The sequence below is a fragment of the Cupriavidus oxalaticus genome (genome assembly GCF_016894385.1).
GTDB classification, from domain to species: domain Bacteria; phylum Pseudomonadota; class Gammaproteobacteria; order Burkholderiales; family Burkholderiaceae; genus Cupriavidus; species Cupriavidus oxalaticus.
Genome location: NZ_CP069812.1, coordinates 1207791 through 1232309, shown reverse-complemented (window position 1 = coordinate 1232309; position 24519 = coordinate 1207791). Strand labels below are relative to the sequence as shown.

Annotated in this window: 23 protein-coding genes; 9 read left to right on the top strand and 14 right to left on the bottom strand. The window is 68.0% G+C overall.

The window, feature by feature from the left end; all coding sequences use genetic code 11:
• Nucleotides 1–171 precede the first annotated feature (171 nt).
• Nucleotides 172–717 carry a PAS and helix-turn-helix domain-containing protein gene (locus JTE92_RS18025; protein ID WP_063238511.1) on the top strand — a complete coding sequence of 182 codons (546 nt, stop codon included), beginning with the start codon at nucleotides 172–174 and terminating at the stop codon, nucleotides 715–717.
• Nucleotides 718–720: 3 nt separating this feature from the next.
• On the opposite strand, the gene JTE92_RS18020 is transcribed toward JTE92_RS18025, so the two are convergent.
• The 5 genes from JTE92_RS18020 to JTE92_RS18000 form a co-directional block, all read right to left on the bottom strand.
• A complete protein-coding gene (locus JTE92_RS18020; protein WP_063238510.1) occupies nucleotides 721–1122 on the bottom strand; it encodes an acyl-CoA thioesterase in 402 nt (133 codons plus the stop codon).
• Between the two features lie 52 nt (nucleotides 1123–1174).
• Nucleotides 1175–2203: a DctP family TRAP transporter solute-binding subunit gene (locus JTE92_RS18015; protein ID WP_063238509.1), complete on the bottom strand. Its 1029-nt coding sequence runs from the start codon at nucleotides 2201–2203 to the stop codon at nucleotides 1175–1177.
• A 49-nt stretch (nucleotides 2204–2252) separates the two neighbouring features.
• On the bottom strand, nucleotides 2253–3557 hold the full coding sequence (locus JTE92_RS18010) for a TRAP transporter large permease (RefSeq protein WP_174544854.1): 1305 nt from the start codon (nucleotides 3555–3557) through the stop codon (nucleotides 2253–2255).
• Nucleotides 3554–4156 (bottom strand): TRAP transporter small permease, encoded by a 603-nt coding sequence (locus JTE92_RS18005; protein WP_063238508.1) that lies wholly within the window; start codon nucleotides 4154–4156, stop codon nucleotides 3554–3556. The genes JTE92_RS18010 and JTE92_RS18005 overlap by 4 nt, the downstream gene beginning before the upstream one ends.
• Before the next feature lie 269 nt (nucleotides 4157–4425).
• A complete protein-coding gene (locus tag JTE92_RS18000; protein WP_029049693.1) occupies nucleotides 4426–5211 on the bottom strand; it encodes an SDR family oxidoreductase in 786 nt (261 codons plus the stop codon).
• Nucleotides 5212–5513: 302 nt separating this feature from the next.
• On the opposite strand from JTE92_RS18000, the gene JTE92_RS17995 reads away from it, so the two are divergent.
• Entirely contained in the window at nucleotides 5514–7202 is a 1689-nt protein-coding gene (locus JTE92_RS17995) for an electron transfer flavoprotein-ubiquinone oxidoreductase (protein ID WP_063238507.1), read from the top strand.
• Nucleotides 7203–7283: 81 nt separating this feature from the next.
• Here the strand turns inward: JTE92_RS17995 and JTE92_RS17990 are convergent, their stop codons facing one another.
• Complete coding sequence (locus JTE92_RS17990; protein ID WP_063238506.1) at nucleotides 7284–8207, bottom strand: flagellar brake protein; 924 nt, start codon at nucleotides 8205–8207, stop codon at nucleotides 7284–7286.
• A gap of 242 nt (nucleotides 8208–8449) precedes the next feature.
• Between JTE92_RS17990 and JTE92_RS17985 the strand changes: the two genes are divergently transcribed.
• Entirely contained in the window at nucleotides 8450–9160 is a 711-nt protein-coding gene (locus JTE92_RS17985) for a FadR/GntR family transcriptional regulator (protein ID WP_063238505.1), read from the top strand.
• A 64-nt stretch (nucleotides 9161–9224) separates the two neighbouring features.
• Entirely contained in the window at nucleotides 9225–10331 is a 1107-nt protein-coding gene (locus JTE92_RS17980; protein ID WP_063238504.1) for an NAD(P)/FAD-dependent oxidoreductase, read from the top strand.
• On the opposite strand, the gene JTE92_RS17975 is transcribed toward JTE92_RS17980, so the two are convergent.
• From JTE92_RS17975 to JTE92_RS17955, 5 genes are all read right to left on the bottom strand, one after another.
• The gene (locus tag JTE92_RS17975; protein WP_063238503.1) at nucleotides 10253–11536 is read right to left on the bottom strand and encodes an MFS transporter; all 1284 of its coding nucleotides are present in this window, start codon (nucleotides 11534–11536) and stop codon (nucleotides 10253–10255) included. The two genes, JTE92_RS17980 and JTE92_RS17975, sit on opposite strands and share 79 nt — an antisense overlap.
• 1 nt (nucleotide 11537) lies before the next feature.
• Nucleotides 11538–12647 carry a chorismate synthase gene (gene aroC / locus JTE92_RS17970; RefSeq protein WP_063238502.1) on the bottom strand — a complete coding sequence of 370 codons (1110 nt, stop codon included), beginning with the start codon at nucleotides 12645–12647 and terminating at the stop codon, nucleotides 11538–11540.
• 82 nt (nucleotides 12648–12729) lie between these two features.
• Nucleotides 12730–13428, bottom strand: a complete 699-nt coding sequence (locus JTE92_RS17965) for a glutathione S-transferase C-terminal domain-containing protein (protein ID WP_063238501.1) — start codon at nucleotides 13426–13428, stop codon at nucleotides 12730–12732.
• Nucleotides 13429–13473: 45 nt separating this feature from the next.
• A complete protein-coding gene (locus JTE92_RS17960; protein ID WP_063238500.1) occupies nucleotides 13474–15372 on the bottom strand; it encodes an MFS transporter in 1899 nt (632 codons plus the stop codon).
• A gap of 254 nt (nucleotides 15373–15626) precedes the next feature.
• Complete coding sequence (locus JTE92_RS17955) at nucleotides 15627–16070, bottom strand: CBS domain-containing protein (protein ID WP_029049702.1); 444 nt, start codon at nucleotides 16068–16070, stop codon at nucleotides 15627–15629.
• A 236-nt stretch (nucleotides 16071–16306) separates the two neighbouring features.
• Between JTE92_RS17955 and JTE92_RS17950 the strand changes: the two genes are divergently transcribed.
• Entirely contained in the window at nucleotides 16307–17614 is a 1308-nt protein-coding gene (locus JTE92_RS17950; RefSeq protein WP_063238499.1) for an O-acetylhomoserine aminocarboxypropyltransferase, read from the top strand.
• Nucleotides 17614–18438, top strand: coding sequence for an alpha/beta fold hydrolase (locus tag JTE92_RS17945; protein ID WP_063238498.1), 825 nt, complete (start codon nucleotides 17614–17616; stop codon nucleotides 18436–18438). The genes JTE92_RS17950 and JTE92_RS17945 overlap by 1 nt, the downstream gene beginning before the upstream one ends.
• Before the next feature lie 18 nt (nucleotides 18439–18456).
• On the opposite strand, the gene JTE92_RS17940 is transcribed toward JTE92_RS17945, so the two are convergent.
• Entirely contained in the window at nucleotides 18457–19797 is a 1341-nt protein-coding gene (locus JTE92_RS17940; protein ID WP_063238497.1) for a YihY family inner membrane protein, read from the bottom strand.
• 288 nt (nucleotides 19798–20085) lie between these two features.
• Between JTE92_RS17940 and wrbA the strand changes: the two genes are divergently transcribed.
• The 3 genes from wrbA to JTE92_RS17925 are packed head-to-tail and all read left to right on the top strand — an operon-like array spanning nucleotide 20086 to nucleotide 22544.
• Nucleotides 20086–20688, top strand: coding sequence for an NAD(P)H:quinone oxidoreductase (gene wrbA / locus JTE92_RS17935; RefSeq protein WP_063238496.1), 603 nt, complete (start codon nucleotides 20086–20088; stop codon nucleotides 20686–20688).
• The gene (locus JTE92_RS17930; RefSeq protein WP_063238495.1) at nucleotides 20685–21092 is read left to right on the top strand and encodes a DUF2069 domain-containing protein; all 408 of its coding nucleotides are present in this window, start codon (nucleotides 20685–20687) and stop codon (nucleotides 21090–21092) included. Before wrbA ends, JTE92_RS17930 begins: the two co-directional genes overlap by 4 nt.
• A gap of 33 nt (nucleotides 21093–21125) precedes the next feature.
• Nucleotides 21126–22544: an FAD-binding oxidoreductase gene (locus JTE92_RS17925; protein WP_063238494.1), complete on the top strand. Its 1419-nt coding sequence runs from the start codon at nucleotides 21126–21128 to the stop codon at nucleotides 22542–22544.
• A gap of 18 nt (nucleotides 22545–22562) precedes the next feature.
• Here JTE92_RS17925 and JTE92_RS17920 read toward each other — a convergent pair whose 3' ends face one another.
• Nucleotides 22563–23429 (bottom strand): N-formylglutamate amidohydrolase, encoded by an 867-nt coding sequence (locus JTE92_RS17920; RefSeq protein WP_063238493.1) that lies wholly within the window; start codon nucleotides 23427–23429, stop codon nucleotides 22563–22565.
• A gap of 2 nt (nucleotides 23430–23431) precedes the next feature.
• A complete protein-coding gene (locus JTE92_RS17915) occupies nucleotides 23432–24484 on the bottom strand; it encodes a porin (RefSeq protein WP_063238492.1) in 1053 nt (350 codons plus the stop codon).
• Between the last annotated feature and the right edge of the window lie 35 nt (nucleotides 24485–24519).

Genomic DNA, 24519 nt, shown 5'->3' with positions numbered 1-24519 from the left:
AGTTCCTCGGGGTTCCGCTGTCGCGCTTCCGCCGCCGGCTTGTGCGGTGGGCGACGCAGGGAAATTGTAACGGTACAATCGGCGCAGTCGGCGACGGTCGCCGTCTCTCGTCCGACCGACAGCATACGCAAGCCGCGCCGGCAACGCCATTACGTAAAAATACATAAGCAGATGCCCGCCATCGACTACCAGACCGCTTTCCAGCTCGCCCCCGTGGGCCTGGTGCTGTCACGCGAGCGCGTGATCGAGGACTGCAACGAAGAAGTCTGCCGCATCTTCGGCACCACCCGCGAGGCCCTGCTGGGCCAGTCGTTCCAGGTGCTCTACCCCACCGTCGACGAGTTCGAGCGCACCGGCGCCCGCATCGCGCCGATCATGAACAAGCACGGGATGTATTCGGACGAGCGCATCATGAAGCGCGCCGGCGGCGAACTGTTCTGGTGCCATGTCACCGGCCGCGCGCTGAACCGCGCGCAGCCGCTGGGCGCGGGGATCTGGACCTTTGAAGACCTGTCGCAGAAGCGGCAGGTGACGGCCGAGCTGACCGCGCGCGAACGCGAGATCGCGGCGCAGCTGGTGGAAGGCAAGACCAGCAAGCAGATCGGCAAGCTGCTGGCGATCAGCCCGCGCACGGTGGATATCTACCGGGCGCGGCTGATGAAGAAATATGGGGCGAGTACGTCGGTGGATCTGGTGCAGCGGTTGGTGAACCACTGAGGATTACCCCTCGATGATCGCCCGGATCTCCGGCGGCACCGGCACCGACTTCTCCGCCGCATAATCGCACCACACCACCTTGGCCCCACCCTCGGCCCACACCACGTCGGGCATATCGGTACGCCGGATCTCCATGCGCGTCTCGAAACTGGTGCGCCCCAATTGCCCCGCATAGACCCGGCATTCGATCTCGCCCGGATAGCGCAGCTGCTTCAGGAAGGTCATATGCGCATTGATGATGACCGGCCCCTGCCCCTGCGCATCCTTGCCGCCGCGCCCCAGCGACGCGAACCACTCGATGCGCGCCTGCTCCAGGTACTGGAAATAGACGGTGTTGTTGACATGGCCCATGGCATCCATGTCGCCCCAGCGGATCGGCATGACCACCGTATAGACGTGCTTCATCTCAGCCTCCAAAGCAACAGGCCCACCAACGCTGGCGGGCCTGCTTCATGACTCAGCGCTTGGCGATCGCGCCTTCGGCCTTGGTCACCAGGTCGGTGCCGATCTGCTTCTTCCACTTGTCGTAGACCTTGGCGGTCGCCTTGCGGAAGGCGTCATGCTCGGCCGGGGTCAGGTGCGTGACCTTGACGCCGTGGGCTTCCATGTCCTTCCACGCGGGTGCGCCGGGCTCGGCCAAACCCTTGCGCGCCAGTGCGATCTCCTGCTTGCCGGCGTCGATGGCGGCCTGCTTGACGATCTCGCGGTCGGCCGGGGTCCAGCTTTCCCAGATCTGCTTGTTGACCACGAAGATCAGCGGGTCAGCCACATAGCCCCAGGTGGTGACGAACTTCTGGCCCACGGTGTACAGCTTGGCGGCGGCGAACACCGATTGCGGGTTCTCCTGGCCATCGACCGCGCCCGAGGCCATCGCCGGCTGCGCGTCGGCCCAGCTCATCTGCGTCGGGTTGGCGCCCAGCGCGTTGAAGGTCTCGATGTACAGCGGCGAGCCGACCACACGCAGCTTCAGGCCCTTGAGGTCTTCCGGCTTGCGGATCTCGCGCTTGGAGTTCGACACCTCGCGGAAGCCGTTCTCGCCCCAGGCCAGCGGCACCACGCCGGCCTTCTCCAGCGTGGCGAAGATCGACTTGCCGACCTCGCCCTGCGTCAGCGCGTCCAGCGCCTTGTAGTCGGGCATCAGGAACGGCAGCGAGAACAGGTTCAGTTCCCTGACCTGCGGCGACCAGTTGATGGTCGAGCCGACCGCCATGTCGATCACGCCCTGGCGGATCGCCGAGAACTCGCGGGTCTGGTCGCCGGCCACCAGCGAGGTGCCCGGGTACAGCTTGATGTTGATGCGGCCGTTGGTGCGCTGCTTGACCAGGTCGGCCCAGATCTCGCCGCCCTTGCCCCACGGGAAGGCCGGGCCGAGCACCAGCGACATCTTGTACTCGGACTTGTAGGTCTGGGCCATCGCGCCGGCGGGGGCGAAGGCGGAAGCGGCAAGGGCGGCAGCCGTTGCGAGCATCAGGGCACGACGTTTCATGTCATCTCCTCTCGGGAAAGCGTCAGTTCTTGTTTGGGAAAGCCAAAGATCAATAGCCGAGGTAGTCCGGCAGCCAGGTCGCCAGCGGCGGGTAGGCCAGCACCATCAGCATGGCGATGAACATCGCCAGCAGCATCCAGATCACCCAGGGCACGGTTTCTTCCATGCGCACGCGGGCAATCCGGCACGACACCATCAGGTTCACGGCCAGCGGCGGCGTGAACTGGCCCAGCGCCACCTTCAGCGTCAGCACCACGCCGAACCACACCGGGTTCCACTGGAAGGCATTGGCGATCGGCAGCAGCAGCGGCACGAAGATCAGGAAGATCGAGATGCCGTCGAGGAACATGCCGACCGTCATCAGCAGCAGCACGATCAGCGCCAGCACGCCGTACTCGCCCAGGCCGGAGGTGGCGATCGCCTGTGCCAGCGGGTCGATCACGCCCAGCGTCGACAGCGCATAGGCAAAGATGCCGGCCAGCGCCACCACCAGCAGGATCACCGCCGAGGTCTCGGCCGCCTCCTGGAAGATCGTGAACAGGTCGCGCATGCCGATGCTGCGGTACACCACCATGCCGACGAAGAGGCCATAGACCACCGCCACCACCGCGGCCTCGGTCGGCGTGAACCAGCCGGCGCGCATGCCGCCCAGGATCAGGAACGGCGCCACCAGGCCCCAGGTGGCCTCGCGCAGGCTCTTCCAGAACGGCGGGCGCGGCAGCGCGGCCTCGATCGCGCCCATATTGTGCTTGCGCGCCAGCCACACCGCCGGCACGATCAGCGCCACGCCGGCCAGCACGCCCGGGACCAGGCCGGCGGCGAACAGCGCCGGCACCGAGGCGCCGGGCACCAGCACGCTGTAGATGATGAAGGCCACCGACGGCGGGATCAGGATGTCGGTCGCGGCCGCCGCGCCGACTACCGCGGCGCTGTACGAGCCGGGATAGCCGGCACGCGACATCGCCGCGATCATCACGCCGCCGACCGCGGCGGCGTTGGCCGGGCCCGAACCGGAAATGCCGCCGAGGAACATCGCCACCAGGATCGCCACCAGCGGCAGCATGCCCGGTCCGCGCCCGACCACGGCAATGGCAAACGTCACCAGCCGCTGCGCCACGCCGGAACGGTCGAAGATCGACCCCACCAGCACGAACATCGGAATCGCCAGCAGCGGGTACTTGGCCAGCCCGGCGTAGAAGTTCTGCGGCACGGCCAGCAGGCCGAACATCTGGGTATCGAGGTTGGACAGGCCGATCGCAACCAGGCCGCCCAGGCCGAGCGACACGCCGATGGGCACGCCCAGCAGCATCAGGCCGATAAAGACCACGAACAGGAGGATGGCAACCAGCGTCATTGCGCACGCTCCTTCGCAGCCTTGCTCTCTGCATGCAGCGCCTTGAGCGCGCGCACGTTGCGCGCCACCAGCCCCAGCGCGCGCAGCGCGATGCCGGCCGACAGCACCGGCAGCCAGATCGAATACCACCAGCTCGGCACGCCGATGCCCGGCGAGGTCTCGCCGAAGGTGTATTCGTCCCAGGTGATGCGCACGCCAAGCACCGCCAGCGCGATAAACATCACGGCCACGGCCAGTGCCGACACGATCGCCAGGCGCCGTTGCCGCGCAGCGCTGCCGCGTTCACAGAAGAACTCGATGCGGATATTGCGATCGCGCGCCACCGCGGCGCTGCCGGCGACCAGCGCCAGCACGATCATCAGGAAGACCGAGAACTCCTCGGTCCAGGCGAACGACTCGTCGGTGAAATAGCGGACCACCACGTTGGCGAAGGTAATGGCGACCAGCAGCACCATCACGATCACGCCGATCCAGTCCTCAAGGCGGGGCGAAACCCGGAATTCAGCGTCCTGCGCTTCGTCGGCGGCCTGCGGGATCACCGCGGAATCGACGACGTGTTGCGGCACGGCATTGCGCCGTGCCTCTTCTTGTTGCTCCATCTCCCCGGCCTCCGGTCCAGGGCCGCTTGGGCCAGGCGGCCACTGCGGCATTTTCTTGCTTGTATGTAAAGACTTAGTCTAAAGACATGGCGGATTATGCCAAGACTGGCACACCGTGCATCAACTTTCTTTGATCGGAAACTGGAAGCCGCGCTCGAAAGCCCGCCCCAAGGGGACCGGATAAGCCCTGGGGTGGCCAACTGTGATGCCCCGCCGCACGCTTGTGGCGCGCAGGCGGGAAGCGGGCGGCGCGGCGCCGGCGGCCGGGCTCAGACCATGCCGTCGTCGGCGGTGATCACGGCGCCGTTGATGAATTGCGACTGGTCGGACGCCAGCAGCAACAGCAGGCCGTCGAGGTCGTCGGGCTTGCCCAGGCGCTTGCGCGGCAGCATCTGGATCAGTTTCTGGCCGGCGTCCGAATCCCAGTGGTGGTGGTTGATCTCGGTATCGATATAGCCGGGACAGATCGCGTTGGTATTGATGCCGTGGCGCGCCCATTCCAGCGCCATGGCCTTGGTCATGTGCACCACCGACGCCTTGCTCATGCAATAGATGCCGATCTGCGACAGCACCTTCAGGCCGGCCACGGACGCGACATTGACGATGCGCGCCTGCGGCAGCGGGCTGCCGTTCTTCTCGGCGCCCTTGGCCCGCGCGATCATGCGCTTGGCGACTTCCTGCGCGACGAAGAAGGCGCCGCGGGTGTTGGTGTCGAAGACAAAATCGAAATCGTCGGGCGTGACGTCGGTCAGCTTCTGCGTGGTCGACACGCCCGAATTGTTGACCAGGATGTCGATCGAACCGGCTTCGGTTTCCGCATGCGCCACGGCGGCGCGGATGCTGTCCGGATCGGTGACGTCCAGCCGCACCACGTGCGCGCTGCCACCCTCGGCCTCGATCGCCGCGCGCAGTTCCTTGAGCCGCTCGGTGCGGCGCGAGGCCAGCACAACCTTGGCCCCGGCGGCCGCCAGCACCGTGGCAAAACGCGAGCCGAGCCCACTTGACGCGCCTGTGACCAGCGCTACCTTGCCTTCCAGATTGATCGACAAACCCATGATGACCTCTTGTGCGGGCGCCCCTCCAGCCTCTTCGGGTGCGGAAGGCAGCATATCAAAAAAAAGAACGACCGTTCCAAAAAAATCCTTGCCTGTGGGTGGCGAGTCCCGGACAATGCCGGAGATTCTAAGAACTTGGCCTGCAAAGGGAAAGAGGGAAAACGAGCGATCCGGCCGGCTATCGGCCGCAAACAGCCGCCAAAATCCCTTGCTGTGCCCCGTTGCCGCCAGTTCGAGCAGAACGATCACCGCACTTCCCACAATTGCATAGCTAGCAGCAAAGAAATAGAGGGTTAGAGACAATGGATCAGCAACAGCTCCTGGAGCAGTTCGGCCCGCGTGAAGCCATGGAATACGACGTGGTCGTTGTCGGCGGCGGCCCCGCCGGCCTGGCCACGGCCATCCGCCTGAAGCAACTCGCGCAGGAGAAAGGCAGCGACGTCAACGTATGCGTGCTGGAAAAGGGTTCCGAACCCGGCGCGCATATCCTGTCGGGCGCCATCATGGATCCGCGCGCCCTCAACGAGCTGTTCCCGAACTGGCAGGAGCTGGGCGCGCCGCTGAACCAGCCGGTCACCGAAGACAAGTTCCTGTTCCTGAACGAATCCGGCTCCAAGGGCACGCCGCCCGCGCTGCTGCCCGAGTGCTTCCACAACCACGGCAACTACATCGTCAGCCTGTCGAACTTCGTGCGCTGGCTGGGCCAGCAGGCCGAGGCGCTGGGCGTCGAGATCTTCCCGGGCTTCCCGGCCGCCGAGGTGCTGTACAACGAGGACGGCTCGGTCAAGGGCGTGGCCACCGGCAACATGGGCATCAACAAGGAAGGCGAGCCCACCGACAACTTCCAGCTCGGCATGGAACTGCATGCCAAGTACACCATCTTCGCCGAAGGCTCGCGCGGCCACCTGGGCAGGCAACTGATCGCCAGGTTCGGCCTGGATGCCGGCAAGGATCCGCAGAGCTACGGCATCGGCCTGAAGGAGCTGTGGGAGATCGACCCGGCCAGGCACAAGCCCGGCCTGGTGGTGCACACCGCCGGCTGGCCGCTGGACCCTGCCACCTATGGCGGCTCGTTCCTGTACCACATGGAAGACAACAAGGTCGCCGTCGGCTTTGTGGTCGGCCTGGACTACACCAACCCGTGGCTGTCGCCGTTCGAGGAATTCCAGCGCTTCAAGACGCATCCGGAAATCCGCCAGTTCTTCGAGGGCGGCAAGCGCCTGTCGTACGGCGCGCGCGCGATCACCGCCGGCGGCCTGCTGTCGCTGCCCAAGACCGTGTTTCCGGGCGGCGCGCTGGTCGGCTGCGATGCCGGCTACCTCAACGCCTCGCGCATCAAGGGCAGCCACGCCGCGATCAAGACCGGCATGCTGGCCGCCGAGGCCGCCTATGACGCGCTGCAGGGCGGCCGCCAGCACGACGAGCTGACCGCCTACCCGGCCGCGTTCGAGCAGAGCTGGCTGTACAAGGAACTGCTGCAGGCCAAGAACTTCAAGCAGTGGTTCAAGAAGGGCCGCACCACCGCGACGCTGATGACCGGCATCGAGCAATGGCTACTGCCCAAGCTCGGCATCCGCAACCCGCCCTGGACCATCCACCGCGTCAAGCCGGACCATGTGTACCTGAAACCGGCGGCCGAGTGCGAGAAGATCGTCTACCCGAAGCCGGACGGCAAGCTGACCTTCGACCGCCTCAGCTCGGTGTTCATCAGCAACACCAACCACGAGGAAAACCAGCCGGCGCACCTGACGCTGAAGGATGCCAGCGTGCCGGTCGACATCAACTGGGACAAGTACGCCGGCCCCGAGTCGCGCTACTGCCCGGCGGGCGTGTACGAGTTCGTGCAGGACGAGACTTCGGGCAAGGAGCGGCTGCAGATCAACGCGCAGAACTGCGTGCACTGCAAGACCTGCGATATCAAGGACCCGACGCAGAACATCGTGTGGGTCACGCCGGAAGGCGGCGGCGGTCCGAACTACGTCGGCATGTAAGGCCCCCGGCGCGCAAGCGCCTGGCGCATGAAACGGCACCGGCTTCCCGGTGCCGTTTTTTATTGACCGCGTGCGCGGCAGCTACAGCGGCAGGCGCGTGGTGGACAGCAGCTGCTCGTAGATGTAGCACTGCAGCAGCGTCATTTCGCGCTCTGCCAGCACATCGAAGGCAACGCCGAAGGCCGGGAAATCGGCATCGTCCTGGCTGGCTGCCCCCGGCGCCGCCCGGACCCAGCCGTCGACCGTGACTTCGCTGTCGAATGAGGCGGCCCGCAGCTGGAAGCGCAGCCGCACGCGGCTGCCCGGCGCGGGCGACGGCGCTGTGGTCTGCACCAGCGCGCCGCCGGTGCTGAGGTCGGACAGCAGCGCCAGCCGCGCCGTGCCCGCCCGCACCGCGACGGCCACGCCATGATCGCCGTCGTCGTCTTCCGCGGGCTCGGTCAGGTATGCCGCCAGCCGCGTCGGCACGCGCGCCGCCTTGCGCACCGGGGTCGCGTGCAGGTTGGTCGGCGCCGACAGCACCAGGTAGCGGAACGGGCTGCGGCAGACCGCGGTGATGGTCGAGGTAAAGCTGTGGATCGCCTTTCCGGAAAAGCCGCGCAGCAGCACGGTGTCGCCCGCCTGCAGCGGCAGGTCGCGCCCGCCCAGCTGCGGCCAGGTCACGAACAGCCCCTGCTCGATAAAGCCGATCAGGCGGCTGGCGGCGGCGCGTGCGGACTCGCCTTCATGCTTGACGTGGAGCAGCGTGCCGACCTGCAGGCCGAGCGGCCCGGGGGCCGTGCGCGGTCCGGCGTCGGCATCGCCGTTGTCGTCGATGCCGTCGGTGCCGTCGGGGTCATCGCTATTGCCGGCGCGGCAGACCACGCCGTGGCGGAACACCAGCGCGAGGTCGCGCGCATCGGGGATGACGCTGCCGCTGCCGAGCACCAGGTTGCCGTCGCCGTCGAGCAGCGACCAGGGCAGCGGGTGTCCGACCGGAAGATCGTTGGGAGTGAGCTGGATCATGGCTGTTTGCAGAGGGCCCCGCGTTTGTGGCCGCGCGTGGGGCATGGCAAACCCACGGCGGAGCTGCCGGGCAGTATCCGCCACCTATCAGGGTTCTATCGGCCGCCGGCCGCAGAAGTTAAGCGAATACGATGGGTCTAGGCCGCCATGTGTAGCACCGCCCCTTTGCGGAAAGCTTGACGCGCGACAACTTCGGTACCACAATCGCCCAAAGCTGTCTGACAGCCTGACATATCTACCCTATGACCCTGCACCGCCCGGCCTCGCTGGCCAGCCGCATCGCCCAGTCCTTGCACGACGACATCCTAGCCGGCCGCTACGCCGCGGGCGGACGCCTGCCCGCCGAAGCCAGCCTGGCCGACACCTTCGGCGTGAGCCGGCCGATCGTGCGCGAAGCCATCGCCCAGCTCAAGGCCGATGGCGTGCTGGTCACGCGCAAGGGTTCCGGCGCCTTTGTTTCGGAAACCCCGGGCGGCCAGGCCTGGCGCGTGGCGAGCGCGCCGGATGGCGGACCCACGCTGGCGCAGCTGTTCGAGCTGCGCCGCGTGGTCGAAACCGCCTGCGCGGAGATGGCGGCCGAGCGCCGCACCGCGGCCGATGTCGACGCGATCCGCGCCGCGCTCGCGGCCATGCAGGCGCAGGCCGACGGCCATGGCGACATGGCCAGCGCGGCCGCGGCCGACATGGCGTTCCACCACGCCATCGCCGAGGCCGCGCACAACCCCTGCTTCACCGGCCTGACCGATTTCGTCAGCCAGCAGATGCTGGCGGCACGCCAGCGCGCGTGGGAGAACACCGCGCGGCTCGGCGCCGCCACCGGCGCCCCGCGCGCCGCCGACACCGAGCACACGGCGCTGGCCGACGCCATCGCCGCCGGCAATGCCCCGGCGGCGCGCGAGGCCGCGCAACGGCACCTGTCCGCGGCGGCCGCGCGGCTGGGCCTGGCGGGCTGAATCCCGCCCCACAGTACTCACAATAACCAGCACTGCAACAAACCACAGCAACAAGGAAACGAGCATGGAAAAGGTGGATTGCGTCGTCATCGGCGCGGGTGTCGTAGGACTGGCAGCCGCGCGCGCCCTGGCCCTGCAGGGCCGTGAGGTGATCATCCTGGAGGCCGAGAACGCCTTCGGCACCATCACCAGCGCGCGCAACAGCGAAGTCATCCACGCCGGCATCTACTACCCCGCCGGCTCGCTGAAGGCCGAGCTGTGCGTGCGCGGCAAGGCCATGCTGTACGAGTACTGCGCCACGCACCACGTCGCGCATCAGCGCTGCGGCAAGCTGATCGTCGCCACCAGCGCGGCGCAGGTGGCCACGCTCGACGGCATCCGTGCCAAGGCCGCGGCCAACGGTGTCGACGACCTGCGGCTGCTCTCGCGCGACGAAGCGCAGGCGCTGGAGCCGCAGCTGCAATGCCATGCCGCGCTGCTGTCGCCCTCCACCGGCATCGTCGACAGCCACGGCCTGATGACCGCGCTGCTGGGCGACGCCGAGAATGCGGGTGCGATGCTGGCGGTGCAGTCGCCGGTGCTGGGCGGCGCGATCACCGCGGACGGGATTCGGCTGGAAGTGGGCAGCGAGGATGGCAGCGCCACCACGCTGCTGGCGCGCACGGTGGTGAACTCGGCCGGCCTGACCGCGCCGGAGCTGGCGCGCCGCCTCGATGGCATGCCCGAAGCACATATCCCGCCGCAGTTCTACGCCAAGGGCTGCTATTTCACGCTGGCCGGGCGCGCGCCATTCTCACGGCTGATCTATCCGGTGCCCGAGGCCGCCGGCCTGGGCGTGCACCTGACGCTGGACCTGGGTGGCCAGGCACGCTTCGGTCCCAATGTGCGCTGGATCGACGACATCGAGTACAGCGTCGACCCGTCCGATGCCGACAGCTTCTATGACGAAGTGCGGCGCTACTGGCCGGGACTGGCCGATAACTCGCTGCAGCCGGGCTATGCCGGCATCCGCCCCAAGATCAGCGGCCCGCACGAAGCGGCGGCGGACTTCCGCATCGACGGCCCCGCCGTGCACGGCGTGCCGGGGCTGGTTCACCTGTTCGGCATCGAGTCGCCGGGGCTGACCTCGTCGCTGGCGATCGCCGAGCGCGTCTGCGCGGCGCTGGCCTGAAGCGCATCGCCGCCTGCCGCACCTTCCGCGCGGAAGCTCATCGCCGCGCAGAAGGCACCGGCCGCCGCGGCCAAGGCGGCCAGCCCGAAGGTGTGTTCTGGCGCCAGCGCATTCCAGGTCCAGCCCATCGCCAGCCCGCCGAGCGTGCCGCCGACGCCGTAGGAAATGCCCGTGTACAGCGCCTGCCCGCGCCCCTGCAGCGGGCCCGCGAACCATGCCTGCAGCCGCTTCAGGCTGGCGCTGTGGTGCGCGGCGAAGGTGGCCGCGTGCAATACCTGCACCAGCGCCATCAGCCAGGCAAGCTGCGCGAAGTAGCCGGTCAGGCCGAAGCGCACCGCCGCCAGCACGAAAGTGCCAGCCAGGATGGTGCGCAGCGCGAAACGCGCGAACAACAGGCCCTGGTAGTAGAAGAAGACGATTTCGGCGACCACGCCGATGGTCCACATCACGCCGATGGCGAACTTGCTGTAGCCAAGCTTCTCCAGCCACAGCGAATAGAACACGTAGAGCGCGGCGTGCGCGAACATCATCAGGAAGGCCGAGGCCAGGAACCACGCCACGTCGGGCCGGCGCAGCAGCGGCAAGGCCGGCGGCGCGGGCACGCGCGGGCCTTCGTCGGCGGCATCGCGCATCGTCATCACCACGCCGGCCAGGATCGCCAGCAAGGCGCTAGACACCCACGGGAACGCGCGCATGCCGACCGCCTCGAACAGCGCGCCGCCGGCCAGTACCGCGCCAATAAAGCCGACCGAGCCGAACATGCGGATGCGGCCATAACGATGGTCGAAGGCGCCATGGCGGCGCAGCGTGGAGATGGTAAGGGCATCGCCCAGCGGCGACATCGCGCTGGTGAGCAGGCTCAGCGTCAGCATCATCGCCATCATGCCGCCGTAGCTGCCCACGCCGGGCAGCATCAGGAACGCCAGCAGCGAGGTGAACGCGCTCACGCGCAGGATGCGCACGCGCGTGTGCATCACGTCGGACAGCCAGCCCCACAGGTAGGGCCCGACGATGCGGCTGACCTGGAAGCTGGCCATCAGCACGCCGATCTGCACCGGATTGAAACCGCGATCGGCGAAATACAGGCTCACATACGGCGAGATGACGCCGACGTAGCCGTAGTAGCCAAGATAGAAAAGCCCGAAGCGGGCGTAGTCCGGGCGAGCGGTGCCGGTGGCACCGCCAGCCCCAGGCGGCGTGGTCAACTCAGTGCGTCTGGCCGGCCTGCGCCGGAATCTGCGGCGTGTCGGTCCTGACGTCGCCACACTGCGCGCGGTGGCGCAGCGCGTGGTCCATCAGCACCAGCGCCAGCATGGCCTCGGCGATCGGCGTGGCGCGGATGCCGACGCACGGGTCGTGACGGCCGAAGGTCTCGACCGTGGCGGCGTTGCCGGCCTTGTCGATCGACTCGCGCGGGGTGCGGATCGAGGATGTCGGCTTGATCGCCAGCGACACGGTGACGTCCTGTCCGGTGGAGATGCCACCCAGCACGCCGCCCGCATTGTTGGTGCGGAAGCCCTCGGCGGTCAGTTCGTCGCCATGCACGCTGCCGCGCTGCGACACGCTGTCGAAGCCGGCGCCGATCTCCACGCCCTTGACCGCATTGATGCCCATCATCGCGTGCGCGATGTCGGCATCGAGGCGGTCGAACAGCGGCTCGCCCAGCCCGACCGGGACATTGCTGGCCACCACCTCGATGCGCGCGCCGACCGAATCCCCGTCGCGGCGCAGCGCGTCCATATAGGTTTCCAGTTCGGGAACGATATCGGCGTTGGGCGCGAAGAACGGGTTCTCGGGCACATGCGACCAGTCGGCGAACGGCACCGCGATCTCGCCCAGCTGCGACATGTAGCCCCGGATCTCGGTGCCATACTGCTCGCGCAGCCACTTCTTGGCCACCGCCGCCGCGGCCACCACCGGCGCGGTCAGGCGCGCCGACGAGCGGCCGCCGCCGCGATAGTCGCGGATGCCGTACTTCTGCCAGTAGGTGTAGTCGGCATGGCCCGGGCGGAAAGTCTCGACGATATTGCCGTAGTCCTTGCTGCGCTGGTCGGTATTGCGGATCAGCAGGCAGATCGGCGTGCCGGTGGTCTTGCCCTCGAACACGCCGGACAGGATCTCGACCTGGTCGGGTTCCTTGCGCTGGGTGACGTGGCGCGAGGTGCCGGGCTTGCGGCGGTCCAGGTCGCCCTGGATATCGGCCTCGCTCAGCGCCATGCCCGGCGGGCAGCCGTCCACCACCGCGCCGATGGCCGGGCCGTGCGATTCGCCGAAGGTGGTGACAGTGAAGAGCAGGCCAAGGGTGTTGCCGGACATGATGGAAACCGCACAGGAATTGGGGACGGCCTCCATTGTAAGGCCATTGCCCGCCCGCGGGCGGGCCGGCGGGCCGGCGGGCTCAGGCGGGGTAGAACTCCGCCCGCATCCGGTCCATATAGGCGACCAGGTTGGCATGCCCCTCCGCCGCGGTGCGGATCGGCGTGTCGAACGTGGGGCACAGCAGGCTGCCGGCAAAGGCAAACAGCGTGGCGTCGGCGCCGCATGGCTTGTCGCCCATCAGGTAGCGCTTGTCGCCCAGGATATCGGCGATCGAGGTCACGCCCTTGCTGGCCAGCGCGACCAGTTCTTCCTCGCTGTGCCGGCCCAGCCCCTGCCCCCACAGCGTCTTTTTGACCTTGTAGCGCACCAGCCGCTCGGCCAGGCCGCGCACCGGCGCCGGCACGCCGCGGAAGAACTGCGCCGGGCCGCGCTCGAAATTGGCCTGGTCGAGCCAGCGCACCCGCGCCACCGCCCAGTACAGGTGGTCTTCCATCAGCTTCTCCGCCGCCCAGGCGATGCCGCGCTCGGCCGGGCTCAGGCCGGCGTCGAAGTCGATGTGGTAGGTCTTCTCGATATGCCAGCGGATCATGGTCGAATCCGCCACGATCCGCCCCATGTCGTCGAGATACGGCAGCTTGCCCTTGGGCGCGCGCCGCAGGCTGCCGGGGCGCGCGTGGTATGGCAGGCCGGCGAGCTTGAGCAGCATCTCGGCCTTGGTGACGAATGGGCTGGCGTCAGGCAGTCCAAAGGCCGGGCCAAAGGTATAGAGCGTGATCATCGTGGATTCGTGTCCAGGTCTGGCTCCGCGCAGGAGAGCATGGGTTCAGCGCCAGTCGCCGCGCAGGGCCTGCACCATCTGCTGCAGCCCTTCGGGCGTGGCCGCCTCCGGCGGCACCGGCTCGCCCACCACCAGTTCCAGCCGGTTCAGGATGCCGCGGCGGAACGGCCGCGACATCGCCGGCGCGTCCTTGCGCGAGAAGAAGCTGCCCCACAGCCCGCGCAGCGCCATCGGCACCACCGGCACCGGCGTGCGGCGGATGATCTGCTGCACGCCCTGCCGGAACGGGTTGATCTCGCCGGTGGCAGTGATCTTGCCCTCGGGGAAGATGCAGACCAGGTCGCCCTCCTCCAGCGCCTGCGCCACGCTGTCATAGGCGCGCCTGAGCATCTCCGGGTGTTCGTGCGCGGGCGCGATCGGGATCGCGCGGGCCTGGCGGAAGAACCACGACAGCAGCGGCACGTTGAAGATGCGGTAGTCCATCACGAAGCGCACCGGGCGCGGGCTGCATGCCATCAGCACCACCGCGTCGGCGAAGCTGACATGGTTGCAGACCAGCACCGCCGGGCCGTCGGCGGGGATACGCTCGGCATTGACGCGGCGCAGGCGGTACAGGGTGTGCACCAGGATCCAGGCAATGAAGCGCAGCAGGAATTCCGGCACCAGCGAATAGATATAGACCGCCACCACCGCATTGAGCAGCCCCACCACCAGGTAAAGCTGCGGGATGCTGTAGCCCGCCAGCGCCATCGCCACGCCCAGCAGCGATGCCGCGATCATGAAGAAGCTGTTCAGGATATTGTTGGCGGCGATGATGCGCGCGCGGTGCGTGGGCGCGCTGCGGCTCTGGATCAGCGCGTACAGCGGCACGCTGTAGAAGCCGCCGAACATCGCCAGCAGGAACAGGTCGGCCAGCACGCGCCAGTGGCGCGCCTCGGCCAGGAAGGCGCCGATGCCGGCGAGTGCGGCCGGCGGCTGCCCGTGGCTGGCAAAGTACAGGTCGATGGCGAACACCGTCATGCCGATCGAGCCGAACGGCACCAGCCCGATCTCGACATGGCGCCCGGACAGCCGCTCGCACAGCAGCGAGCCGGTGCCGATCCCCAGCGAAAACACGGCCAGCAGCAGCGTGACCACGTTCTGGTCGCCGCCCAGCACGTCCTTGGCATAGCTGAAGAACGAGGTCAGGAAGGTCGCGCCGAGGAACCAAAGCCACGAAATCCCGAGCAGGCTCAGGAATACCGTGCGATTGCCGTGCGCCAGCACCAGGTTGCGCCAGGTCTCGGAGAACGGGTTCCAGTTGATGCGCAGCTCGGGCTGCGGCGCGGGCGTCACCGGGATGCCGCCCGACACCACGCGCCCGGCCACCGCGATCGCCACGCACACGGCACCGACATACAGCGGCCCCACCACCGCGCCGCCCTGCTGCAGGCCGGCCAGTTCGCCGCCGACCAGCGTGCCGATCAGGATCGCGACGAAGGTGCCCATCTCGACCAGCCCGTTGCCGCCTACCAGCTCGCTTTCATCCAGGTGCTGCGGCAGGTAGGCAAACTTGACCGGCCCGAACAGCGTCGAATGCAGCCCCATCAGGAACGTGCCGGCGTAGAGCAGCGGCGCGCTGTGCCAGGCAAAGCCGGCCAGGCCCAGCCCCATGATGGCAATTTCCAGCGACTTCACCAGCCGGATCAGGCGCGACTTCTCGATCTTGTCGGCGATCTGGCCGCTGGTGGCGGAGAACAGCACGAACGGCGCGATAAAGATGGCCGAGATCAGGAAGGCGGCGCTGCGCGCGTCCACGCCCTCGAACAGCGCCGTGTGGTAGGTCACCAGCGAGGTGAAGGCGACCTTGAAGACGTTGTCGTTCATCGCCCCCAGGAACTGGGTCCAGAAAAAGGGGGCGAAGCGGCGCACGCCGAGCAGTCGGAACTGGCTATGTTGGCTCATGGATGGCCGGTCGGCCGGCTGGGGCCGCCGCGGAAATGGAAACGCCGGTAAGTTTGCCGGAGCCGGAAACCGGCCGCCACCATGCCACCGCCACGCGGCCGCGCGGCGCCGCTGATGCCCGTCGTTCCCGCGCAGGCGGGAGCCTAGTGACTTTTGAACACCTGAAAGACACTGGATCCCCGCCTGCGCGGGGATGACAGCGGTATTTTGTGTGCCTGCGAAACTGGCTCAGGCTGTGGGGGGACGACTTCGGTTCAGGCCCGCTCTTCCGGCCAGTCGCGGATATAGGCCTTGAGCATCTTGTTCTCGAAGCTCTGGTCCTCGACCACCGCCTTGGCAACGTCGTAGAAGGAAATCACGCCCATCAGCGTGCGGTTGTCGAGAATCGGCAGATAGCGGGTGTGACGCTCAAGCATCATCCGGCGAACTTCGTTGACATCGGTTTCCATGGTGCAGGTCAACGGGGCATCGTCCATCACCTTGCGGATGCTGGTGGTGCCAAGGGTGCCGCCGTTGCGGGCCAGGGTCTCGATGATCTCGCGGAAGGTCAGCATGCCGACCAGGTCGCCGTATTCCATCACCACCAGCGAGCCGATGTCGCGCTCGGCCATGGTGTTGACGGCGACCAGCAAGGAGGTGTCAGGCGTCACGGTGTAGAGCGTATTGCCCTTGATCTGCAGGATGTCGCTGACTTTCATGTTGGTCTCCACTGCCTTGTACTGTGCTGTGCCGATTTGCGCCGAACGCATCGCGGGGCGATGCCGGTCGCTTCGTTATCTGTTCCGGGATGTGCGGGCAGAGGTGCCCGTGCGACCGATCCTAGCCCAAACCAGCCGGCAAAGTAAAGCAGGAGGCCGGTTTGCGGGTGATCGGCCAGCGTGGGCGTGCGCACGATGCTACGATGCTGGCCGGAGATAACTACACCCGACCGACCATGTCCGGAACCCGCTTCGATACGCTGGCGCTGCACGCCGGCGCCGCGCCCGACCCCGCCACCGGGGCGCGCGCCACCCCCATCCACCTGACCACCTCCTTCGTGTTCCGCGACAGCGAGCACGCCGCGTCGCTGTTCAACATGGAGCGCGCGGGCCACGTCTATTCGCGCATCTCCAACCCGACCGTGGCCGTGCTGGAAGAGCGCATCGCCGCGCTGGAGAACGGCGCCGGCGCGATCGCCACCGCCTCGGGCCAGGCCGCGCTGCACCTCGCCGTGGCCACGCTGATGGGGGCCGGCTCGCACGTGGTGGCGTCGTCGGCGCTGTACGGCGGCTCGCACAACCTGCTGCACTACACGCTGCGCCGCTTCGGCATCGAGACCACCTTCGTCAAGGCGCGCGACATCGACGCCTGGCGCGCCGCGATCCGCCCCAATACCAGATTGCTGTTCGGCGAGACGCTGGGCAACCCGGGCCTGGACGTGCTCGACATCCCCACGCTGGCGCAGCTCGGCCAGGACCACGGCATCCCGCTGCTGGTCGATTCGACCTTCACCACGCCCTACCTGCTGCGCCCGTTCGATCTCGGCGCCGGCCTGCTCTACCACTCCGCGACCAAGTTCCTGGGCGGCCATGGCACCACCATCGGCGGCGTGCTGGTGGAGGGCGGGACCTTTGACTTCGAGAAATCGGGCCGCTTCCCCGAGCTGTCCGAGCCGTACGAAGGCTTCCACAACATGGTGTTCACCGAGGAAAGCACGGTGGCGCCCTTCCTGCTGCGCGCGCGCCGCGAAGGCCTGCGCGACTTCGGCGCCTGCATGAACCCGATGGCCGCGTGGCAGCTGCTGCAAGGCGTGGAGACGCTGCCGCTGCGCATGAGCCGCCATGTCGACAACACCCGCAAGGTGGTGCAGTTCCTGGCCTCGCACCCGATGGTGGAGTCGGTGTCCTACCCCGAGCTGGAATCGCATCCCGACTACGAGCTGGCCAAGCGCCTGCTGCCGCGCGGCTGCGGCGCGGTGTTCAGCTTCAACCTGAAGGGCAACCGGCTGGCGGGCCAGCGCTTCATTGAAAGCCTGTCGCTGTTCTCGCACCTGGCCAACGTGGGCGATGCGCGCTCGCTGGTGATCCACCCGGCCTCGACCACGCACTTCCGCATGGATGCGGCGGCGCTGCAGTCGGCCGGCATCGCCGAGGGCACGATCCGCCTGTCGATCGGCCTGGAAGACCCGGACGACCTGATCGACGACCTCAAGCGCGGCCTGAAGTCCGCCGAGAAGACCATGAGCAAGGGAGGGCAGGCCTGATGGAACTGAACGTTGCAGGCCAGCCGGCCTACGCCTATACCGGCGGCAAGCCCTTCGATCCCGCCCTGCCCTGCGCCGTGTTCGTCCATGGCGCGCAGAACGACCACAGCGTGTGGGCGCTGCAGACGCGCTGGTTCGCCAACCACGGCTTCTCGGTGCTGGCGGTGGACCTGCCCGGCCATAACCGCAGCCAGGGCACGCCGCTGCCTACCGTCGAGGCCATGGCCGACTGGGTGATGGCGCTGGTGGCCGCCGCCGGCGTCAAGGCGCCGGCCTTCGTGTTCGGGCACAGCATGGGCTCGCTGATCGCGCTGGAATGCGCGGCGCGGCATCCGCAGGCGGTGCGCGGCATCGCCCTGCTGGCCACGGCCTACCCGATGAAGGTTTCCGATGCGCTGCTCGATGCGTCGCTGAACCGGGAGAGCGAGGCCATCGCCATGGTCAACGCCTGGTCGCATTCGAGCCTGGCCAACAAGCCCTCGTCGCCGGGTCCCGGTGCCTGGATGCACGGCGGCAGCCAGCGGCTGATGGAGCGCGTGTCGCGCAACAACCCGCAGGCGCATGTGTTCCACAACGATTTCTCCGCCTGCAATGCCTATGCGCACGGCGAGGAAGCCGCCGCCGCGGTGGCCTGCCCCGCGCTGTTCATCACCGGCAGCAAGGACATGATGACCTCGCCCAAGGCGGCGCAGGCGCTGGCCGGCAAGATGGCGCAGGCGAGCGTGGTGTCGGTGCCGTGCGGCCATGCGCTGATGGGCGAACGCCCGGACGAAGTGCTGGACACGCTGGCGGGCTTTGCGCGCAAGGTGGTCGCGGCCGGCTGACGCTGCGCTCGCTGGGCTTCACACCTGCCCGTGCCAGCCCGGCGGCACCACTTCCAGCGTGCGCCGCTGCGGCGCGGCACCGTCCGCCGCGGGCTGCGGGCCGGCTGGCTGCTGGTTGAAGACCGCCTCCAGCGTCTGGTCCAGCTGCGGATTGTCCAGCACCGACCTGAGCGATTCGGCGCCACGCAGGTGCTGCGCCAGCGCGGTGCGTGGCAACCGCGGCAAATTCAGCACCAGCCGGTCGTGCAGCATGCGCAGCGTCACCTGCGACGGATCGCACAGCAAGGCCCAGTGCGCCTGCCCGCGCTCCTGCTGCAGCCGCCCGACCAGGTGCATGGCTTTCAGCTTGCCGAGCAGCCCCGCCAGGTAATCCGCTTCCACGCGCAGCTTGCGGCCCAGGTCGAGCTCGCCCACGCTGCGCGGCACCTCGTCGCGGGCGCGGTAGAGCAGCAGCAGCACGCCCAGCGCATCGAAGAACTCGCTGCCGGCAAAGGTGCGGCGGCGCCAGTAGCCCTGCCGGATCACCGGCAGGTTGGCGGCGATGGTGGCCCCCAGCAGCGTCACCAGCCAGCTCAGGTAGATCCACAGCAGGAAGATCGGCAGCGCGGCAAAGGTGCCGTAGACCGCCGTATAGGCCGGGATATGCGTGATGAAATAGCCGAAGCCGCGCTTGGCGAACTCGAACGCGATCGCGGCCACCACGCCGGCGACGATGGCGTCGCGCCACTCCACGTAGGCATTGGGCACCGCGGTGTACAGGAAGGCAAAGGCCAGCGCCGACAGCGCCACCGGCGTGGCGCTCACCAGCAGGCCGATCCCCACCGGCATGGTGCCGACGTAGCCCGCCGAGATCGAGATCAGGTAGGAACTGATCGACAGGCTCGCGCCGATCAGCACCGGCCCGAAGGTCAGCACCGCCCAGAACACCAGCACCCGCTGCGCCAATGGGCGGCGCTGCTTGACGCGCCAGATCGCGTTGAGCGCGTCCTCCACGGTCAGCATGGTCAGCACCGACGTCACCATCAGCGCGCCCAGGCCCACCGCGGTCAGCCCGCGCGCGCTCTTGGCGAACTGCCCGATGTAGCGCGAGATCGATTCGCTGACGTTGCCGGGAATCAGGTTCTGGAACAGGAACGCCTCGATGGCATTGCGGAAGTCGCGGAACACCGGGAACGCGGCCAGCAGCGCGAACGCCACCGTCAGCACCGGCACCACGGCCAGCACGGTGGTAAAGGTCAGGCTCGCGGACACCTGCGGCAGCCGGTCCTCGCCGGCGCGGCGCACGACATAGCGCGCCAGCGCGCGGACCTTCTGCAGGTTCCATTCCCTGCGCAGGCGGGCAACGCGGGTACCAAGCATGCGGCAGCAATCTCCTTGTCGGATATAGCCCCCCCGGGCAGCACGGGCAGGCGAGCGCGGGGGCCAGTCAGTTCATATGACGCATCAACACCGCTGTCATTCCCGCGCAGGCGGGAATCCAGCGTCTTTCACGCCCCCTTCGCAGAAAAAGCCACTGGGTTCCCGCCTGCGCGGGAACGACGGTGGCTTACCGGGCCGCGTTGATGCGCGGGAGGCGCATCTATAATACGCGCATTGCTTTCGGCGCCTGTCTCGCCACATCACCTTCACCGCCGGCCATCCCGCTCCATGACCGACATCCTCGTCCTGTATTACAGCCGCCACGGCAGCACCCGCAAACTCGCCGAACTGATCGCCCACGGCATCGACAGCGTCCCCGGCGCCCAGGCGCGCCTGCGCACCGTGCCGCCGGTCTCGACCGTGTGCGAGGCCACCGCCCCCGACATCCCCGCCGACGGCCCGCCTTACGCGGAGCTGCGCGACCTGGAAGAATGCGCCGGCCTGGCGCTGGGCAGCCCCACGCGCTTCGGCAACATGGCCGCGCCGGTCAAGTATTTCCTGGACGGCACCGTGGCCCAGTGGCTGTCGGGCGCGCTGACCGGCAAGCCCGCCTGCGTGTTCACCGCCACCGGCAGCCTGCACGGCGGCCAGGAGACCACGCTGCTGTCGATGATGCTGCCGCTGCTGCACCACGGCATGCTGATCATGGGCCTGCCCTATTCCGAGAAGGGCCTGATGACGACCATGTCGGGCGGCACGCCGTACGGCCCCAGCCACCATGCCTATGCCGACAACCGCGGCCCCATCACCGAGGACGAATCGGTGCTGGCGATGGCCATGGGCCGGCGCCTGGCGCAAACGGCGCTGCGGCTGGCCGGAGCGCAGGCATGAACCGGCCCGCCGACAGCGACAGCGCGCTGCACAGCCCCTGGCTGCACCGGATCAGCGCGGGCAGCCTGGTGGCGCTGATGGTGCTGTGCATTGCCTGGGAATGGTTCCTGGCGCCGCTGCGTCCGGGCGGCTCGTGGCTGATCATCAAATTCTTGCCGCTGCTGCTGCCGCTGCGCGGCGTGCTGACGCGCAACCGCTACACCATGCAGTGGTCGTCGATGCTGATCCTGCTGTTCTTCACCGAGGGCATCGTGCGCGCCACCAGCGACCGCGGCTTCTCGGCGACGCTGGCCTGGGTGGAGGTGGCGCTGACGCTGGTGTTCTTCGTCAGCACCATCCTGTACCTGCGGCCGTACAAGCGCCGCGCCCGCGCGGCCACCAAGGCAGCTGCAAAAGAACGCTGAGCCAGCGCTCCCCATGCAATCGATTCCCCGCCCATGACCTCGTCCCAAGACTCCTTCCTCGCCCTTTGCCGCGCGGCGCTCGGCCCGCAGCACGTGCTGACCGAGGCCGCCGACAAGGCTCCTTACCTGACCGACTGGCGCAAGCGCTATAGCGGCGAGGCGCTGGCCGTGCTGCGTCCCGGCACCACCGAGGAAGTCGCCGCCGCGGTCCATGCCTGCCATGCGCACAAGGTGGCGGTGGTGCCGCAGGGCGGCAATACCGGCCTGTGCGGCGGCGCCACGCCGGCGGCCGGGCGCGACGCGGTGGTGCTGTCGCTGCAGCGGCTCAACCGCATCCGCCAGGTCGATCCGCTCAACAACACCATCACCGTCGAAGCCGGCGTGGTGCTGCAGCACCTGCAGGACGTGGCGCGCGAGCACGGCCGGCTGTTTCCGCTGAGCCTGGCGGCCGAGGGCAGCTGCACCATCGGCGGCAACCTGTCGACCAATGCCGGCGGCACCGCGGTGCTGCGCTATGGCAATACGCGCGAGCTGTGCCTGGGGCTGGAGGTGGTGACGCCGACGGGCGACACCTGGCATGGCCTGCGCGGCCTGCGCAAGGACAACACCGGCTATGACCTGCGCGACCTGTATATCGGCGCCGAAGGCACGCTCGGCATCATCACCGCCGCCGTGATGAAGCTGTTCCCGCTGCCGCGCGCCTCGGTCACCGCGCTGGCCGCGGTGCAGAGCCCGCGCGCCGCGCTGGCGCTGCTGGCGATCGCGCAGTCGCATGCGGGTGCGATGCTGACCGGCTTCGAGCTGATGTCGGCGCGCTGCATGGCGCTGGTGACGCAGCACTACCCCCAGCTGCGCTACCCGTTCGCCGACATCCACCCGCAGCTGGTGCTGATGGAGCTGTCCGACAGCGAGGGCGAAGCGCACGCGCGCGGCATCTTCGAAACGCTGATGAACGCCGCCTTCGACGCCGGCGTGGTGCTTGACGCCGTGGTGGCCGAGTCGGTGCAGCAGTCGCGCGATTTCTGGAACCTGCGCGAGCATATCCCGCTGGCGCAGGTCGAGGACGGCAAGAACATCAAGCACGATATCGCCGTGCCGGTCTCGCGCGTGGCCGACTTCATCGAGACCACCGACGCGCTGCTGCAGAACGCCTTCCCCGGCGCGCGCATGGTGACCTTCGGCCATCTCGGCGATGGCAACCTGCACTACAACGTCTCGCCGCCGGAGGGCGTCGACCATGACGCCTTTCTTGCCAGCCAGGACCAGGTCAACCGCATCGTGCACGACAGCGTGCGCTCGCACTGTGGCTCGATCTCGGCCGAGCATGGCGTGGGCCAGCTCAAGCGCGAGGCACTGCAGCACTACAAGAGCGAGGTCGAGCTGGCGCTGATGCGCGCGATCAAGGGCGCGCTCGACCCGCTGGGGCTGATGAACCCGGGCAAGGTGCTCTGAGCACGCTCATGCGCTCACTTACGCGCCGCGCGCCACCTCCGCGCGGATATGGTCCGCCACGCGCTCGAGCAACTGGTCGAGATGGCCGCGCAGCCGGGCAAACCCGTCATGCGGCACGAAGCGCGCCTCGTCCAGGTACAGCGCGCGGTTGATCTCGATCTGCAGGCTGTAGCGCCCGCGCGCCGGGTCCGAATACGCCGTCACCAGTTCCGCGCCCTTGTACGGCCAGTTGACGCCGACCTGGTAGCCAAAGCCGCGCAGGCATTGCCCGACCAGTTCGATAAACGCTTCCGGGCAGGTAGCGCCGTCGCGGTTGCTGAGGACGAAGTCCGGCCGCTCCGAGCCAAAGTCCACGTTCATGGCATTGCCGCGCGACTTCATCGAATGGCAGTCGAGATGCCACACCGCGCCGAAGCGCGCATGGTGCGCTGCCATCGCGCCGGCAAGCGCGGCATGGTAGGGATCGTAGTACGTCTTCAGCAGATGCTCGGCCATGGCGGGCGACAGCGGCGCGCCGTAGACCGGCACGCCCGGCAGCGCCAGCCGGCGCAGCACGCCCATGCCGCGGCCGGCCTTGTCGCTGGGCCGCAGCGCGAACGGCATGGCGCCGTCGACCAGCGCCGGGTCGATATCGTCGCGGGCGCGGTTCACGTCCACCAGCCAGCGCGGAAACTCCGCGCACAGCAGCGTGCCGCCCACCGCCGGCGCATGCGCGAACAACTCGTCGACATAGGCGTCCCAGCCCGTCAGCAGGGCTTCGGGCGGCGCCGCCAGCGGCAGCGCGGACGGCAGGCTGCCGGCGCGGGCCTGCCCGCTGTGCGGGGAATCGACCACCAGCGGCAATGCCGCGCCAGCCGGTTCGGTCAGCGTATAGGGAAATGTCATGCTCAGAATTTGTGCTGGATGCCGATGCCGGCCGTGGTCACGGTATCGCCGGCCTTGTGCGAGTTCGGATCCTCTCGATCGAAGAAGACATAGGGCATGGTGCGCTTGCTGAGGCGGTAGCCATAGGCGGCCTGCACTTTCTTCAGGCGGCCCTGCGGGTCGCGCTGCACCGCGCGCTCCATGTAGTTGACGGTCACGCTGTGCGCGCCGTACGGCACGGTGAAGCCGACCAGCCAGTACGGCACGTCGGTGCGCGTGGTGGCGGTGCCGGCGTAGCGGTCGCGCCCGTAGAGCCCGTAGACGTTGACCACGGTAAAGTCATAGGACGCCACCGCCTGCACCTTGTCGCGGAAGTCGTTGGCGGCCAGGCCGCCGGTCTTGGCATCGCGCGAATAGCCCAGGCCCGCAGCAAACTTGCCCGCCGCATAGTTCAGGCCGATGTCGACCTGGCGGAAATCGTCTTCCGTCTTCACCGGCGAGGTGGCATTGGGCGTGGCCGGATCCGGACCGGCCAGGTTCACGCGCGCCCGCATGGAAAAGCCGCCAAAGGTGGGCGTCATGTAGCCCAGGGCATTGGACACGCGGTTGCGCGCATTCAGCACCTTGGTGCCGATCGCGGTGGCGCCGGCATCGTGGATGGCAAAGTCCACGTTCTGCGTCACCTGCGAATAGATCGGCGAGCCGGTGATGGTGGCGGAATCCAGCCGGCCCAGCGCCAACGCGCCAAAGCCGCCCTGCAGCCCGACGAAGGCATTGCGGAACTGCGGGTTGGTGGGCACGCCGCTGTCGGCGGCAAAGCCCTGCTCCAGGCCGAACGCGGCGCGCAGCCCGCCGCCGAGGTCTTCGCTGCCGCGCATGCCCCAGCGCGAGGCGTTGTCGACCATCTGCGTGGCCGATCCGTCCGGTCCTTTCTGGTATTCGATGTCGGTATCGATGCGGCCGTACAGCGTCACCGAGGCGTCGGCCGCGGCCGACAACAGCGCCAGCGCGCTGCCGATGCAGGCATGACGCACCTGCTGCCGGTATGGCCCCCGATATGGTCTGGCTTGATTCATGGCTCTTCTCCCTTTCCTTGGTTGGCGATGCATGA